Source organism: Streptomyces sp. NBC_00691 (assembly GCF_036226665.1).
GTDB lineage: Bacteria > Actinomycetota > Actinomycetes > Streptomycetales > Streptomycetaceae > Streptomyces.
On record NZ_CP109007.1, the window covers coordinates 6,640,361 to 6,655,344 of the forward strand.

12 protein-coding genes are annotated in these 14,984 nt (G+C 72.5%); 9 read left to right on the forward strand and 3 right to left on the reverse strand.

Features of this window, described 5'->3' with window-relative positions; translation table 11 throughout:
- Positions 1-25 precede the first annotated feature (25 nt).
- Both OG392_RS29905 and OG392_RS29910 read left to right on the forward strand, forming a co-directional pair.
- Positions 26-1,201 carry an ROK family glucokinase gene (locus OG392_RS29905; RefSeq protein ID WP_329284550.1) on the forward strand — a complete coding sequence of 392 codons (1,176 nt, stop codon included), beginning with the start codon at positions 26-28 and terminating at the stop codon, positions 1,199-1,201.
- On the forward strand, positions 1,198-1,776 hold the full coding sequence (locus tag OG392_RS29910) for a hypothetical protein (protein WP_329284552.1): 579 nt from the start codon (positions 1,198-1,200) through the stop codon (positions 1,774-1,776). Before OG392_RS29905 ends, OG392_RS29910 begins: the two co-directional genes overlap by 4 nt.
- A 16-nt stretch (positions 1,777-1,792) precedes the next feature.
- Here OG392_RS29910 and OG392_RS29915 read toward each other — a convergent pair whose 3' ends face one another.
- Entirely contained in the window at positions 1,793-2,233 is a 441-nt protein-coding gene (locus OG392_RS29915) for a MarR family winged helix-turn-helix transcriptional regulator (RefSeq protein ID WP_329284553.1), read from the reverse strand.
- A gap of 147 nt (positions 2,234-2,380) precedes the next feature.
- Between OG392_RS29915 and OG392_RS29920 the strand changes: the two genes are divergently transcribed.
- The 7 genes from OG392_RS29920 (at position 2,381) to OG392_RS29950 (ending at position 13,250) form a co-directional block, all read left to right on the forward strand.
- Positions 2,381-3,913, forward strand: coding sequence for an MFS transporter (locus tag OG392_RS29920; protein ID WP_329284555.1), 1,533 nt, complete (start codon positions 2,381-2,383; stop codon positions 3,911-3,913).
- Between the two features lie 442 nt (positions 3,914-4,355).
- Positions 4,356-4,574: a hypothetical protein gene (locus OG392_RS29925; RefSeq protein WP_030323910.1), complete on the forward strand. Its 219-nt coding sequence runs from the start codon at positions 4,356-4,358 to the stop codon at positions 4,572-4,574.
- 129 nt (positions 4,575-4,703) lie between these two features.
- Positions 4,704-5,510 carry an HlyD family efflux transporter periplasmic adaptor subunit gene (locus tag OG392_RS29930; RefSeq protein ID WP_329284559.1) on the forward strand — a complete coding sequence of 269 codons (807 nt, stop codon included), beginning with the start codon at positions 4,704-4,706 and terminating at the stop codon, positions 5,508-5,510.
- 43 nt (positions 5,511-5,553) lie between these two features.
- Entirely contained in the window at positions 5,554-7,860 is a 2,307-nt protein-coding gene (locus tag OG392_RS29935) for an NHLP family bacteriocin export ABC transporter peptidase/permease/ATPase subunit (RefSeq protein WP_329284560.1), read from the forward strand.
- Between the two features lies 1 nt (position 7,861).
- Positions 7,862-10,726, forward strand: coding sequence for an NHLP bacteriocin export ABC transporter permease/ATPase subunit (locus OG392_RS29940; protein WP_329284561.1), 2,865 nt, complete (start codon positions 7,862-7,864; stop codon positions 10,724-10,726).
- 166 nt (positions 10,727-10,892) lie between these two features.
- A complete protein-coding gene (locus OG392_RS29945; RefSeq protein WP_329284563.1) occupies positions 10,893-11,447 on the forward strand; it encodes a hypothetical protein in 555 nt (184 codons plus the stop codon).
- Between the two features lie 120 nt (positions 11,448-11,567).
- On the forward strand, positions 11,568-13,250 hold the full coding sequence (locus OG392_RS29950; protein WP_329284565.1) for a long-chain fatty acid--CoA ligase: 1,683 nt from the start codon (positions 11,568-11,570) through the stop codon (positions 13,248-13,250).
- 130 nt (positions 13,251-13,380) lie between these two features.
- Here the strand turns inward: OG392_RS29950 and OG392_RS29955 are convergent, their stop codons facing one another.
- A complete protein-coding gene (locus OG392_RS29955) occupies positions 13,381-13,815 on the reverse strand; it encodes a hypothetical protein (RefSeq protein ID WP_329284567.1) in 435 nt (144 codons plus the stop codon).
- Entirely contained in the window at positions 13,812-14,948 is a 1,137-nt protein-coding gene (locus tag OG392_RS29960) for a flavin-containing monooxygenase (protein WP_329284568.1), read from the reverse strand. Before OG392_RS29960 ends, OG392_RS29955 begins: the two co-directional genes overlap by 4 nt.
- Positions 14,949-14,984 lie beyond the last annotated feature (36 nt).

Consider the following 14,984-nt stretch of genomic DNA (forward strand, 5'->3'; position numbering starts at 1 on the left):
ACCGCACCTGGCAGAATCGGAGCCGATGAGTACCTACCGTGACCTCGCCCACCGGGGATCGGCCCGGGGCACCGTGCTGCGGACCGTCGGCTCCCGGGAGCGGCGCTCCCATCTGACGGCGCCGCGGGTGCCGACCGTCGGCATCGACATCGGCGGTACGAAGGTGATGGCCGGCGTCGTGGACGCCGACGGGAACATCCTGGAGAAGCTCCGCACGGAGACCCCGGACAAGTCCAAGAGCGCCAAGGTCGTCGAGGACACCATCGTCGAGCTGGTCCTGGACCTCTCCGACCGGCACGACGTGCACGCCGTCGGCATCGGCGCGGCCGGCTGGGTCGACGCCGAGCGCGCCACCGTGCTCTTCGCCCCGCACCTGGCATGGCGCAACGAGCCGCTCAAGGACGCCCTCCAGAGCCGCCTCGCCGTCCCCGTCATGGTGGACAACGACGCCAATACCGCGGCCTGGGCCGAGTGGCGGTTCGGCGCCGGACGCGGCGAGGACCACCTCGTCATGATCACCCTCGGCACCGGCATCGGCGGCGCCATCCTGGAGGGCGGCCAGGTCAAGCGCGGCAGGTTCGGGGTGGCCGGCGAGTTCGGCCACATGCAGGTCGTCCCCGGCGGTCACCGCTGCCCCTGCGGCAACCGCGGCTGCTGGGAGCAGTACAGCTCCGGCAACGCCCTGGTCCGCGAGGCCCGCGAGCTGGCCGCCGCCGACTCCCCGGTCGCGTACGGGCTCATCGAACGGGTCAAGGGGAACGTCCCGGAGATCACCGGGCCCCTCATCACCGAGCTGGCCCGCGAGGGCGACGCCATGTGCGTCGAGCTGTTCCAGGACATCGGCCAGTGGCTCGGCGTCGGCATCGCCAACCTCGCCGCCGCCCTCGACCCCTCCTGCTTCGTCATCGGCGGTGGTGTCTCGGCCGCCGACGACCTGCTCATCGGCCCCGCGCGGGACTCCTTCCGCCGCCACCTCACCGGCCGCGGCTACCGTCCCGAGGCCCGCATCACCCGCGCCCAGCTCGGCCCCGAGGCGGGGATGGTCGGCGCCGCCGACCTCGCCCGGCTCGTCGCCCGCCGCTTCCGCCGCGCCAACCGGCGCCGGGTGGAGCGGTACGAACGGTACGAGCGCTACGCCCAGGCCCTGCGCAACGGGACCTCGGGCCGGGCCGCCCGTACCCCCGAGGACCCGCCTTCATGACCCTGCCCCACCAGTCCACCCCGCCGCGCGACCCCGGGGGCAGGCTCCCCGAGGACCACCGGCACATGATCCGACGGCGCTGGCTGACGGCCGTCATCATCGTCCTGCTCGTGGGCATCCCGGCCGGCTACCTCGTCATCTCCGCGGGGCAGAGCCGCGACAGCGGCCGTGACAAGGAGCGCGAGTCCTCGGCGGCGGGCCTCCAGGACAACTGGCCCTCGCTGATGAAGCGCCGGATCTTCGAGGTCCCGATCCCCGCGGGGGCGTGGGGGGTCGCGTACTACGAGACGAGCAACTGGAAGACCAGCCGGCTGTACGTGCAGTTCACGACGACCGCCGTCGGCCTGGACGGCTTCCTCGCCGAGTCCGGCACGAGCCGCGCCGCTCTCACCCCGGGCCGGATCACGGTCGGCGACCGCGACGCGGACATCGCGGGCTGGCGCTTCGTCGAGGGCATGAACTGGGCCGGCACGACGGTGAGGCGCGAGGAACCGCGCCCGGCGACCGACCTGACGGTCGACCTGACCGAGCCGGCCTTCCCCCGGGTGTACGCGGTCTCGACGACGAGTCCCTGACCGGTCCGCCGTCCGGTCAGGCGTTCTTCTCCATGCCCGGGCGAAGCCGGGCCAGCAGCTCGTAGAGGGTCGTGCTCTCGGCCGCGTCGAGGGTGTCGAGCGCGCCGCTGGTGGCCTGCATCTCCTCGCGGACGCGCCGGATGACGTCCCGGCCCTCGTCGGTCGCCACGACGTTCTTGACGCGGCGGTCGGAGGGGTCGGGCTCGCGGCGGACCAGGGAGCGGGCCTCCAGCCGGTCGATGATGCCGGTGACGTTGGACGCGTCGCACACGAGCAGGGTGGCGAGGGCGCGCATCGGCAGCGGGCCGTCGAGCTGAGCGAGGACCTTCGCCTGGGTGGAGGTCAGACCGTGGTGGGCCGCGGCGGCCGCGAAGTCGCGCCACTGGGCCGTGCCGATGGCGGCGAGCAGCTCCATGAGCTGGAGCCTGGTGGGGACCTGGGGAGTCGTCGCGCTCATGGGCCGAGCCTACGCAGAACACTTGACATTATCAATTGTTTACTTGACCACCTCAAGTATCCGGGTCTACCTTCGAGCAAGTACTTGATGACATCAAACATCGATGATCTGAAGCTCCCGCGTCACCGGAAAAGGCCCCTCCCTGCCATGAGTCATGCCCCCGCACCGCCCGCCGCCGATGCCCGGCGCGAGACGGTCATCGTCTTCGCCCTGAGTCTCGCCGCCATGGTCGTCTCGATGATGCAGACCCTGCCGGTCCCGATCCTCGGCCTCATCCGCACCGACCTCGGAACCTCCGCGGCCGACGTGAGCTGGGTGACCACCGCCACGCTGCTCTCCGCCGCCGTCTTCACCCCGCTGCTCGGCCGCTTCGGCGACCAGCACGGCAAGAAGCCCACCCTCGTCGCCGTCCTCGGAGTCATGGTCGTCGGCTCCGTCGTCGCCGCCCTCGCGACCTCGCTGCCCCTGCTGATCCTCGGCCGCGTCCTCCAGGGCGCCGCCACCGCGATCTTCCCGCTCGCCCTCTCCGTCCTGCGCGAGGAGGTCAGGCCGCAGAAGCTGCCCGGCGCCATGTCCCTGGTCAGCGGCACCCTCGCCTTCGGCAGCGGCCTCGCGCTCGTCGCGACCGGCCTGCTCACCTCCGGCTCCGACGCCGACTACCGCAGCGCCTTCTGGATGGCCACCGGCTTCGCCGCGCTCGCCCTCCTCGCGGTCGTGTTCCTCGTCCCCGCCACCCGCCACAAGACAGGCGGCCGCACCGACTTCCTCGGCGCGCTGACCCTCGGCGTCACGCTGCTCCTGCTCCTGCTGCCCATCTCGCAGGGCCACGAGTGGGGTTGGGCCTCGGCCCGGACGCTCGGCAGCTTCGCCGGCGCGGCCGTCATGGCGGTCGTCTGGGTCCTCGTGGAGCGCAAGGTCCGCGAACCGCTCGTCGACATGAAGATGTTCGTCCACCGCCCGGTCCTCATGGCGAACCTGGCCGGCGTCCTCGTCGGCTTCGGCATGTTCGCGAACTTCCTGGGCGTCTCCTACCTCGTCCAGATGCCCGGGGCCCTCACCGGCTACGGCTTCGACGCGTCCATCCTGCGCGCCTCCGTGGAGTTCCTCCTGCCCGGCGCGATCGTCTCGCTGCTCGCCTCCCCGATCGGCGGCCAGCTGGTCCGCCACCGCGGCCCGCGCACGGCCCTCGCCCTGGCCGCGGGACTCGGTGCCGTCGGCTTCGTCTGGCTCGCCCTCGGCCACGGCCAGACGGCCTCGGTGATCGGGGCGGGCGTCGTCGTCGGCGCGGCCGTCAGCTTCGGTTACGCGGCCATGCCGGCCGTCATCATGTCGAGCGTCCCGCACCACCAGAGCGGCATCGCCAACGGCATCAACTCCATCTCCCGCTCCACGGGCAGCGCGATCGGCAGCGCGGTCGTCACCACGATCCTCGCCTCGCAGACCATCGAGCACCTCCCGGCCGGCGTCCCGCCGCTGCCGGCGGAGTCCGGCTTCACCCTCACCTTCTGGATCGGCGCCACGGCGTTCGCCCTGGTCGCCGTGATCGCGGGGCTGGGCCTGCGCGGGCGCGCGGAGACCCGCCCGGCCGGCGGGACGGCGCCCGGCGCCGGGACGGTGCCTGCCGGGGCTCCCGGTGCCGCCGCCACCGCCCCCGTTCCGGAGAAGGCGGTCGCGTCCTAGAGGAGCCGCTCCACGCCGGAGCGGCGCTCGGGGCCGGAGGTCCGCTCGGCACCCCGTGTGCCGGCGCCCTCACCGAGCGTCGCTCCGGCGAATCTTCACATGGTGCGAGTGGAGGGGACCCCTCCCCTTGTGCCGTTCATCGGCCTTCCGGCCCCGCCCCCGTCGATTGAGGGGGCTATGTCCCCTTGCGTTCCGGCGGGGTCACGGAGGGCCGATTTCTGTTACTCGATCCTGCGGAGAACCTGTGACGATCCCCTGGCGATCTGTCAAATAGATCGAAACGCACCCCGATCCGGTGATGAATTCGTGTGCCACGGCACGTCAACTCGGTTGGCCGGGAAACCCGTTCGCGTGCTTACATCTGCACATCGCGGCCGCCGTCGGAACGGTGCTTGATTCCGGCCGGGTAAAAACATTCACATGAATTGAAGGGTGCGCACACATGCGTAACGACATCGAGACCCGTGAGATCGCCGACGCCGAGCTGGACGCCGTTTCCGGCGGCCTCGCCATCTCCGGTGGCCTCGCCGGCGCCGTGGTCGGCGACGTCAGCACCGTCCTCGGCACCGTGACCTCGCTCCAGACCGTCCAGGGCGTGCAGGCCCTGCCGGGCGTCGTCACGGGCCTCGCCGGTGTCAACGTCGGTATCGCCGGTCTCTGAGCGGCATATCCGTGAACCCCGGAACGCTTTCCCGTTCCGGGGTTCACGGCTGCCCTTCCCGCCCCTGCGGGCGGGATTTCCGCCGGTCAATTCGGCAGCCCGTCAAGAATGCAGTCGAAGGAAGAGTCCGTGCAGTTCCGCCAGAAGGCGCTTTCCAAGCTGCAATCGCCCGAAGAACTCGACCTGCCGGTACGCTTCGCGCGCCCGCAGGGCCGGCTCGTGCTCGCCGTCACCGTCGTCGTGATGGCCGCAGCGACGTTCTGGTCATTCACCGGATCCGTGTCACCCAAGGTCAGCGCACCCGGAATTCTCACCCGTGCCGAAGGCAGCTACCTCCTGCAGAGCCCGTTCGCGGGACAGGTCACCGCCGTCCACGCCGAGGAAGGCCGGCAGGTGGCACCGGGCGCACCCCTCCTCACGGTCCGCACGCCCCAGGGAGACCGGGACGTCCGCGCCGTCGAAGGAGGCCGGGTGACGACCCTCCTCGCCAAGACCGGTCTCGTCGTCACCACCGGCGCCGACGTGGCGACCGTGGAACGCGTCGAGAACCCGGACGACCCGCTGGTGGCCATGCTCTACGTGCCCGGCGACAGCGGCGCGGCGATCCCCGTCGGCGCCCAGGTCGACCTCGGCGTCCAGTCCGCGCCCCAGCAGCGGTTCGGCGTGCTCCGCGGCCGGGTCGAGGCCGTCGGCCGCGCCCCGCAGACAGCGGCGCAGATCACCGGCTTCCTCGGCGACAGCGGACTCGCCGCACGGTTCGCCCGGGACGGCGACCCCCTCGCGGTGCTCGTCCGGCTGGAGCGCTCCGCCGCGACCCCGTCCGGCTACCGGTGGTCCTCGGCCGACGGGCCCCCCTACGCCGTCGACTCCACGACGCCCGTCACCGGAACCGTCCATCTCACCGCGCAACGCCCCGTCGACTGGCTCCTCCCATGAGCGCGACGCCCGACACGACCCTCCCGCCCGATTGGCCGCTCCCGTGACCGCGACGCCCGACACGACCCGGACCCCCCAGCTCCCACCCGCCGGGCACCGACGGGACCGCCCCGCGCCGCAGGGCGGCAACCGGCGCCGCCGCCCCGAGCCGGCCGGCCGCAGCCCCCGGCGCCGCCGGCCCGTCCCGAAGGGCCGTACGCCCCGCTCCGTCCGCACCCCCACCGTCCTGCAGATGGAGGCCGTGGAGTGCGGCGCCGCCGCCCTCGCCATGGTGCTCGGCCACTACGGCCGGTTCGTCGCCCTGGAGGAGCTCCGCATCGCCTGCGGCGTCTCCCGCGACGGCTCCCGCGCCAGCAACCTCCTCAAAGCGGCCCGCAGTTACGGCCTCAAGGCCAAGGGCATGCAGATGGACCTGGCCGCACTCGCCGGGGTGGGGCCGCCGGCCATCCTCTTCTGGGAGTTCAACCACTACGTCGTCTACGAGGGCATCGGCCGCCGCCTGGGCCGCCGCGGCGTCCACATCAACGACCCGGCCAAGGGCCGGCGCTTCGTGCCCATGGACGAGTTCGACACCAGCTTCACCGGCGTGGTCCTCACCTTCGAGCCCGGCGAGGGCTTCCGCCGCACCGGTCGGAAGCCCGGCGTCATGGGCGCCATGCCCGCCCGGCTGCGGGGCACCTCGGGCACCCTCCTCGCCGCCGTGCTCGCGAGCCTCCTCCTCGTCGTGGTCGGCGCGGCGATACCCGCGCTGAGCCGTACGTACATCGACATGTTCCTGATCGGCGAGCAGACCTCGCTCCTCGGCGTGCTCTTCGCTTCGATGGCGGCGGCCCTGCTGCTCACGGCGGTGCTCACCCTCCTCCAGCAGTCCAACCTGCTGCGCGGCCGCATCATCTCCTCCACGCTCGGCAGCGCCCGCTTCCTGCGGCATCTGCTGCGCCTTCCCGTCACCTTCTTCTCCCAGCGCAACCCCGCCGATCTGGTCCAGCGACTGCAGTCCAACGACGCGGTCGCCGAGACGCTGGCGCGGGACCTCGCCGCCGCGGGCGTGGACGCGGTGGTCGTGGTCCTCTACGCGGTGCTGCTCTGGACGTACGACCCGCAGCTGACGGTCGTCGGCATCGGCATCGCGCTGCTCAACGTGGTGGCCATGCGGATCGTGATCCATGTGAGGGCCACCGACACCCAGAAGCTCCGGGCCGAGAACGCCCGGCTGACCAACACCTCGTACAGCGGTCTCCAGCTCATCGAGACGATGAAGGCCACCGGCGGGGAGGACGGCTTCTTCCGCCGCTGGGCGGGCCAGCACGCCGTCACCCTCGACGTGCGGCAGCGGCTCGGCGTGCCCAGCATGTGGCTGGCGATCGTCGCGCCGACGCTCGCCGCGCTCAACAGCGCGCTGATCCTGATGATCGGCGGCCTGCGCGCGGTGGAGGGACACCTCTCGGTCGGCCTGCTCGTCGCCTTCCAGGCCCTCATCACCAGCTTCACCACGCCGATCACCCGCCTCAACGGCGTGGCCGGCCGCATCCAGGACTTCGCGGCCGACGTCGCCCGGCTCAAGGACGTCGAGAACTTCCCCGTCGACCCGGTCTACGCGCGGCGCGAGCCGCCCGCCGCCACCCGCCGCCTCAAGGGCCAGGTGGTCCTCGACGGCATCACCTTCGGCTACAGCCCGCTGGACGCCCCGCTCCTGAAGGACTTCTCGCTCTCGGTCGGCCCCGGGCAGCAGGTCGCGCTCGTCGGCGGCTCCGGCAGCGGCAAGTCCACCGTCTCGCGGCTGATCTCCGGGCTGTACGCCCCCTGGGAGGGAACCATCCGCATCGACGGCATGCGGCTGGAGGACATCCCGCGCGGCGCGCTCGCCGCCTCCGTCTCCTTCGTCGACCAGGACGTCTTCCTCTTCGAGGGCACCGTCCGCGACAACGTCGCCCTCTGGGACCCCTCCCTTCCCGACGAGGCCGTCGTGGCGGCCCTCGAGGACGCCGCCGTGTACGAGGTCGTCGCGCGCCGCCCCGGTGGCATCCACAGCCGGGTCGAGCAGGACGGCCGCAACTTCTCCGGCGGCCAGCGCCAACGCCTGGAGATCGCACGGGCCTTGGTCCGGCGTCCCAGCGTCATGGTCCTCGACGAGGTGACCAGCGCCCTGGACGCGGCGACCGAGCGCCTCGTCATCGACAACCTGCGGCGCCGGGGCTGCGCCTGCGTGGTCATCGCCCACCGGCTGAGCACCGTCCGTGACAGCGACGAGATCCTCGTCCTGGAGCGCGGCACCGTCGTCGAGCGCGGCCGCCACGAGCATCTGCTCGCGGCGCGGGGCGCGTACGCCGAACTGGTCAAGGAGCACTGAGGTGACGTCCCCCCACCCCGCGCCCGTCGCCGTGGACCCGGTCGTGGCCGCCCTGGGCGGTCTCGGCACGTCCCTGGACTGCACGGGCCTGCGCAGCCTGTCCCTGGAGGGGCCGCTCGTGCTGTGGCTCGTCGTCGAGGGAGAGCTCGACCTGTTCGCGATCGACGCGGCGCAGGAGGGCCACTGGCACTTCCTGGGCCGCCTCGCACCGGGCACGCTGCTGCTCGGCCCGGCCGAGGGCCCCGGCCACACCCTGATCGGCCGCCCCCTGCAGGGCTGCCGGCTGCGCCGCGTCGAACTGCGCGAGCTGCTGCCGTACGGCCCCGGGGCCCACGGGCCCGGGGGGTACGGGCACGAGGAGTACGGCGCCGCCGAGGTGACGTTGAGCCCTCTGGAGAACGCCTTCGTGCTCGGCATCGGGCGCGGTCTGCGCGTCCTGTACCAGGCGCCGCTGGAGAGCCGGGACGCCGCGGGACCGGGTGCGGCCGACGACGACGTCCTGTGGATGCAGATCACCCCGGGCAGCGTCCGGTACGGCGCCGTGTACGAGGGGTACGAGGAGTACGACACCGCGGCCGCGCTCCTCGTCGACGGGGCGATGTGGCAGGGCATGGTCGACCAGCAGTACCGGCTGCTCTACGCCCTGGACGACTGGATCGAACAGGCCGAGCGCGCCCACGAGGACCGTACGGCGGCCGGCATCGAGGCCGGTGAGGCCGCCCGTACCCAGGCCGACCAGGCGCTGCTCGCCTCCATCGGCCGCCCCGGCGGCCGGTCGCGCGGGGCGTCCGTGCGCGGCGGGAGCGCCGACGCGGCCTTCGCCGTGTGCCGGCTGGTCGCCCGCGAGGCGGGCATCACCCTGTCCGAGCCGGTCGGGTCCGGCGCCGACGCCGGACAGACCGATCCCGTCGAGCGCATCGCGCGCGCCTCCCGGATCCGGACCCGGGGCGTCAGCCTCCACGGCCGCTGGTGGCGCGAGAACAGCGGACCGCTGGTGGGGCGGCGGGAGGCGGACGGCACACCGGTCGCCCTGCTCTGGCGGCGCGGCGGGTACGAGGCCGTCGACCCCGCCACCGGCACCCGGGAGCGGGTGGACGCCGACGACGAGGGCGCCTTCGAAACCGGCGCCGTCATGTTCTACCGCCCGCTGCCCGACGGGAGGCCCAGCCTGCCGCGGCTGCTCCGGTTCGGCCTGCGGGGGACCGGCGGGGACCTGCGCACCCTCTTCCTGGGCGGTCTGGTCACGGTCGTCCTGGGCGCGCTCGTCCCCATCGCGACCGGCAAGGTCCTCGGCGAGTACGTCCCCCACGCCGAGGACAGCCTCATCGTGCAGACGGCGCTCGCGCTCGTCGCGACGAGTGTCGTCTCGGCCGCCTTCATGCTGCTGCAGAACATCGCGATCCTGCGGGTGGAGGGCCGCATCGAGGCCACGCTGCAACCGGCCGTCTGGGACCGGCTGCTGAGGCTGCCGGTGACGTTCTTCGCCGGCGGCTCCACCGGCGAGCTGGCGAGCGCCGCCATGGGCGTCAGCGCCATCCGCAGCGTGCTCTCCGGCATCGGCTCGGTCTGTCTGCAGGCGGGCACCGTGGGCACGGTGAACCTCGTCCTGCTGCTCTTCTACAGCGTGCCGCTGGCCCTGGCCGCGCTCGCCATGCTGCTCGTCATCGCCGCGCTCTTCCTGGGGCTCGGGCTGTGGCAGCTGCGGTACCAGCGCCGGCTGCTCACGCTCGGCAACAAGCTCAACAACCAGGCGTTCCAGACCCTGCGGGGGCTGCCCAAGCTGCGTGTCGCCGCCGCCGAGAGCTTCGCCTACGCCGCCTGGGCGCGGGAGTTCGCCCGGACCCGGGAACTCCAGCAGCGGATCGGCCGGATCAAGAACGCCCTCACCGTCCTCAACGCGGTCTGCCCGCCGCTGTGCATGCTGGTGATGTTCATGCTGCTCGCGGGACCGGCGCGGGGCAGCATGTCCGCCGCCGAGTTCCTCACCTTCAGCACGGCCGTGACGATCCTGCTGTCCTCGGTCACCCAGCTGACCGGCGCGCTGATCTCGGCCGCCGCCGTGCAGCCGATGTTCGAGCAGATCGGGCCGGTCCTCCGGGAGACACCCGAGGTGCGCGGCTCCAGCACGCGGCCGGGAGTGCTGAGCGGGGCGGTCGAGGCGAAGAACCTGTCCTACCGGTACACCGAGGACGGTCCGCTCGTCCTGGACGACGTGTCGGTCCAGGTGCGGCCCGGCGAGTTCGTCGCGATCGTCGGGGCCAGCGGCTGCGGCAAGTCGACCCTGCTCCGTCTGCTGATCGGCTTCGACCGGCCGGTCACGGGCAGCGTCCTGTACGACGGTCAGGATCTGGCGGCGCTCGACCGGGCGGCCGTACGCCGGCAGTGCGGCGTCGTCCTGCAGAACGCGCAGCCGTTCTCGGGCTCGATCCTCGACTGCATCCGCGGGGCCGAGCCGTACGCGCCGGAGGAGGCCTGGGAGGCGGCCGCCATGGCCGGTCTGGCCGAGGACATCAAGGCCATGCCCATGGGCATGCACACCATGCTGTCCGACGGCGGCGGTACCGTCTCCGGCGGCCAGCGCCAGCGGCTCATGATCGCCCAGGCCCTCATCCGCAAGCCGCGCGTCCTCTTCCTGGACGAGGCCACCAGCGCCCTGGACAACGAGGCGCAGCGCGTCGTCATCGAGTCCACGCGCGCGCTGCGCGCCACGCGCGTCGTGATCGCCCACCGGCTGTCCACGATCATGGACGCCGACCGGGTGATCGTCATGGCGGACGGACGGGTCGCCCAGCAGGGACCACCGGCCGAACTGCTCGCCGAGACGAGCGGTCCGTTCCACGCGCTCGTACGCCGCCAGCTCGGCTGACCGGCGCCCGCGCGGATAGGTGGAGAGGGCATATTTCGGAATCCGAGCCTCCCGGACGGAAACGCCGGAATGCCTCGACGGAAGGGCTTTCGATCAGGGAAGCTGTGCTCAACAGGCCTGCATATAGGCGCAGTTGATTGAGCTTCGTATCACTTCGGGGGAGACGATGAAGAGTTCCGCACACCGTTGGTCGGCACGCGCGGCGAGCGCGGCGGCCGCGGCGTTACTGATAGCCGGCGGTACGGCCGGGGTCACGTTCGCAGCCGAGACCGACCGCTCGGCCGAGGGCATCGTGGCGTACGACCCGCCGGTCAACAGCACCGCGAACTTCGCCGTGGTCGCGACCACGCACCCCGACACCGTGGGCTGCAACGGCTACAACGTGACCGGCACGGGAACCGCCAGCGGCAAGCCCACCACCGGCGGGACGTGGACGCAGACCGAGGTGGTGTGTACGGCGACCATCCCCGGCAAGTACGACATCAAGGGGACCGCGACCATCACGGAGAGCGACGGCGACCAGCTCACCCTCACGTACCAGCTCACCGCGCCGCTCACCGCGGACACCCTGGTCTACCCGACCGGCACGTTCCAGATCACCGGAGGAACCGGCAACTTCGCGTTCGCGACCGGCAGCGGCAAGATGAACGCCCGGGTCAACCTGCTGGACCACGACCACGTCACCTCCAAGATGCTGGGGGACATCTTCTTCACGGGCTGACCCGGACCGTGGCCACGCAGGGGCGGTCGACGGCACGCCGCCGTCGACCGCCACCGGAGCCGGCTCCGCACCGGGCGCCGGCTCCGCCCTCTGACGGCGCAACCTCCAAGGGGCCGCACCATGAAGAGCACGATGCAGGACCGTGAGCTGCTCGTCCGTGACCTCCTCGCCCACGGCCGACGCGTCTACGCGGACAGCCGGGTGATCCGATGCGCCGACGCGCGGGACGAGCGGTCCTCGCAGACCTTCGCCGACATCGCCGACCAGGCCGAACGACTCGCGGCCGCACTGGCCGGGCTGGGTGTGCGGATCGGCGAGCGGGTCGCCACGCTCGCCTGGAACACTCCCGAACACCTGGTGGCCTATCTCGCCGTACCGAGCATGGGCGCCGTCCTCCACACGCTCAACCTCCGCCTGCACCCCGACCAGTTGGGCTACATCGTCGAGCACGCCGAGGACGCCGTCCTCCTCGTCGACTCGACCCTCCAGGAGATGCTCACCCCCCTGCGGGACCGGCTCGGCAGCGTACGCCACGTGGTCGTCATCGGCGGAGCGCCGGAGGCCGACCTGCCCGGACACATCGCCGTGCACCGCTGGGACGACCTCCTCGCGGCCGAACGCCCCGGCTACGTCTGGCCCGACCTGGACGAGCGGGAGGCGGCCGCGCTCTGCTACACCACGGGCACCACGGGGGACCCCAAGGGCGTCGCCTACAGCCACCGTTCCATCACCCTGCACACCCTCGGCGTCTCGGGCGGTTCCGGTTTCGCGATGCACGACGGCGACCGCGTCCTGCCGATCGTGCCGATGTTCCACGCCAACGCCTGGGGCTGGCCGTACTCCGCCTGGCTGGCCGGCTCCGACCTCATCATGAACGGCCGGCAGCTGCACACCCCGGACCTGGCCCGCATCATCAACGAGGAGCGGCCCACCGCGGTGGCCGCGATCTGCACGATCTGGAACAGCCTGGTCCACCACGGCGAGCGGCACCCGCTGGACCTGAGCGGCGTACGGCTCGCGGGCTGCGGCGGCGCGACCCCGCCCCGCGCCCTGCTGCAGAAGCTCAAGGACCGCTACGGGGTCCGTCTGACACAGGGCTGGGGACTCACCGAGACCAGCCCCCTCGCCACCTTCGCGGTCCCCCCGTACGGCACCCCCGACGAGGAGGAGGTCGGCTGGCTGGCGAAGAGCGGCCGGGTCATGCCCTACGTCGACGTACGGCTGATCGCCGAGGACGGCACCGAACAGCCCTGGGACGGCACCTCGGTGGGCGAACTGGAGCTGCGCGGCCCCTGGGTCACCGGCTCGTACTACAACACCCCCGACTCTCCGGAGAAGTTCCACGACGGCTGGCTGCGCACCGGAGACCTGGGCGTCATCGAACCGGGCGGCTGGGTGGTGGTGAGCGACCGCCTCAAGGACGGCATCAAGAGCGGCGGCGAGTGGATCTCCACCATCGAGCTGGAGAACGCGATCATCGAGCACCCCGCGGTCCTGGAGGCCATCGTGGTCGGAGTGCCCGACCCGCGCTGGGAGGAACGCCCGCTGGCCTGCGTGTCTCTGGTGCCGGGCGCCGAGGCCGACGGGGACGAGCTGCGGGAGTTCCTGACCGGACGGGTGGCCCGCTGGTGGGTGCCGGAGCGCTGGTCGTTCGTGGACGCGGTGCCCAAGACCAGCGTCGGCAAGTACGACAAGCGGGCCGTACGGACCCAGTACGCGGACGGGGCACTGGACGTCTGGGTCCCGGGCCCGGGTGACGCCGGAGCCCAGGCGCCGACGGAGTCCGGGGCGCCCGGGGAGTGAGGGGCGGAGCGCCCCCCGGGATTCAACGGCTGAGTCCCCCCGGGGAGTGAACGACGAACGACGCCCCGGACGGTCCTGGAACACCAGGACCGTCCGGGGCGCCGCTCCCGTTCCGGTGGCCGCGTGCCGCTCAGGCCGCCAGTCGGCCCGCCGTCTCGGCCAGCAGCTCCCGCTGCTGGCCGGCGTCGAGGCCCAGCTCCCGGACCAGCCGGAGCGTCAGCACCAGCCGGGCCTGGATCGTCGTCTCGGGGTCAGGGTGCCCGCCGTCGGGCGCCGCGCCCTCGTCGAGCCCGGCGGCGACCAGGCCCTCGAGGAACGCCGGGTCGAAGTCCTCCCCGCCCGCGTCCAGCGAGCCGAGGACCTCCGCGACGTAACCGCTGATCTCGCGCGGCGACGCGCCCCGCGGGAAGCGGCGGCGGGCGGCGATCCCGAAGGCGGTGCCGACCGCCTGCCCGTAGCGCGGGTCGGTGGGGTCGAGGGCGGCCGACTTCTGGGCGAACCCGATGAAGTCGAACGCCAGCAGCGCCCCCAGCACGTCGAGTTCGGTGGTGGTGGCACTGGTCATGACGGGCGGCCTTCTGTCGTGGACGGAGTGGTGGTGGTGTCCTTGCCCCGGGCGGCGGCGACGAGCGCCGTGGCGACGTGCTCGGCGTCGCGGCCGACGAAGCCGATCAGTGCCGAGCCGCGGGTACGCATCCGGTACAGCCCCAGGTAGTAGCTGCCGGGCACGGCCCCCGTGCCCTCGGTGTGCCGCGGCTGCCCGTCGGCGTCGAGCATCTCCGGGTCGAGCCAGCTCCAGTCGGTGCGGAAGCCGGTCGCCCAGATCACCGTGGACGGCTTGACGCGCTCGCCGTCCGCGACGAGGAGTTCGGCGCCGTCGGCCGCGGTGATCCGGCCCACGGTCCGGATCCCGCCCGCCGCGACCAGGCCGGGCACCCGGTCGCCGACCACCGGGTCGGGCGCCTGCATGCTCACGGGCAGGCGCATCACCCCGAGGACGCTCATCCACCAGAACATGTCCCGGCCGACGACCGTCTGCGGCAGGGGCGGTGAGACCGCCTCGCTGCAACTGAGCACCACCTGGTGGGTGGCGGACAGCTCGGCGGCGATCTGCCGCCCGGAGTTGCCGTCGCCGACGACCACCACCGTCCCCGGAGCCACCTGCGCGGGGCTCCGGTACTCGGTGGTGTGCAGCGTGGGCACGTCCGGACTCAGCGCCGCGGCGAACTCCGGAAGCCGGGGGATCCCGAACGCCCCGGTCGCGATCACGACCTGACCGGCCCGGCAGTCGCCGCGCGTCGTGCTCAGCAGATAGCCGTCGCCGTCCCTGCGTACCGACAGCACCCGGTGGTCCGTCAGCACCGGCAGGTCGAACCGTTCCGCGTAGTCCCGCAGATACGCCACCACCTCGTCCTTGCCGGGGTAGTGCCGGCCGTCGCCGGGGAACGGCAGGCCCGGCAGCCCGGAGAACTGCGCGGACGTGAACAGCGTCAGCGACTCCCAGCGCCGCTCCCACGTCTCGCCGACCTCGCCGCCCGCGTCGAGCAGCACGCACTCCACGCCGGCCTGCCGCAGGTAGTACCCGACCGCGAGCCCGGACTGGCCCGCTCCGACGACGGCGACCGGCACGGTGGCCGGAAGCGCGGTCGTCCGCGCACCGTCCTGCCGCCGTATCGGGTCGGCCTGATCAATTCGCATTCCGATCGTCCTCACTTCTTGGACCTGGACCCGTGG

Bases quoted from the DNA above. Each gene is read 5' to 3' on its own strand.
- OG392_RS29950 (WP_329284565.1), top strand. From the start codon at position 11,568: ATGAAGAGCACGATGCAGGACCGTGAGCTGCTCGTCCGTGACCTCCTC.
- OG392_RS29910 (WP_329284552.1), top strand. From the start codon at position 1,198: ATGACCCTGCCCCACCAGTCCACCCCGCCGCGCGACCCCGGGGGCAGG.
- OG392_RS29955 (WP_329284567.1), bottom strand. From the start codon at position 13,815: ATGACCAGTGCCACCACCACCGAACTCGACGTGCTGGGGGCGCTGCTG.
- OG392_RS29920 (WP_329284555.1), top strand. From the start codon at position 2,381: ATGAGTCATGCCCCCGCACCGCCCGCCGCCGATGCCCGGCGCGAGACG.
- OG392_RS29945 (WP_329284563.1), top strand. From the start codon at position 10,893: ATGAAGAGTTCCGCACACCGTTGGTCGGCACGCGCGGCGAGCGCGGCG.
- OG392_RS29905 (WP_329284550.1), top strand. From the start codon at position 26: ATGAGTACCTACCGTGACCTCGCCCACCGGGGATCGGCCCGGGGCACC.
- OG392_RS29960 (WP_329284568.1), bottom strand. From the start codon at position 14,948: ATGCGAATTGATCAGGCCGACCCGATACGGCGGCAGGACGGTGCGCGG.
- OG392_RS29915 (WP_329284553.1), bottom strand. From the start codon at position 2,233: ATGAGCGCGACGACTCCCCAGGTCCCCACCAGGCTCCAGCTCATGGAG.
- OG392_RS29925 (WP_030323910.1), top strand. From the start codon at position 4,356: ATGCGTAACGACATCGAGACCCGTGAGATCGCCGACGCCGAGCTGGAC.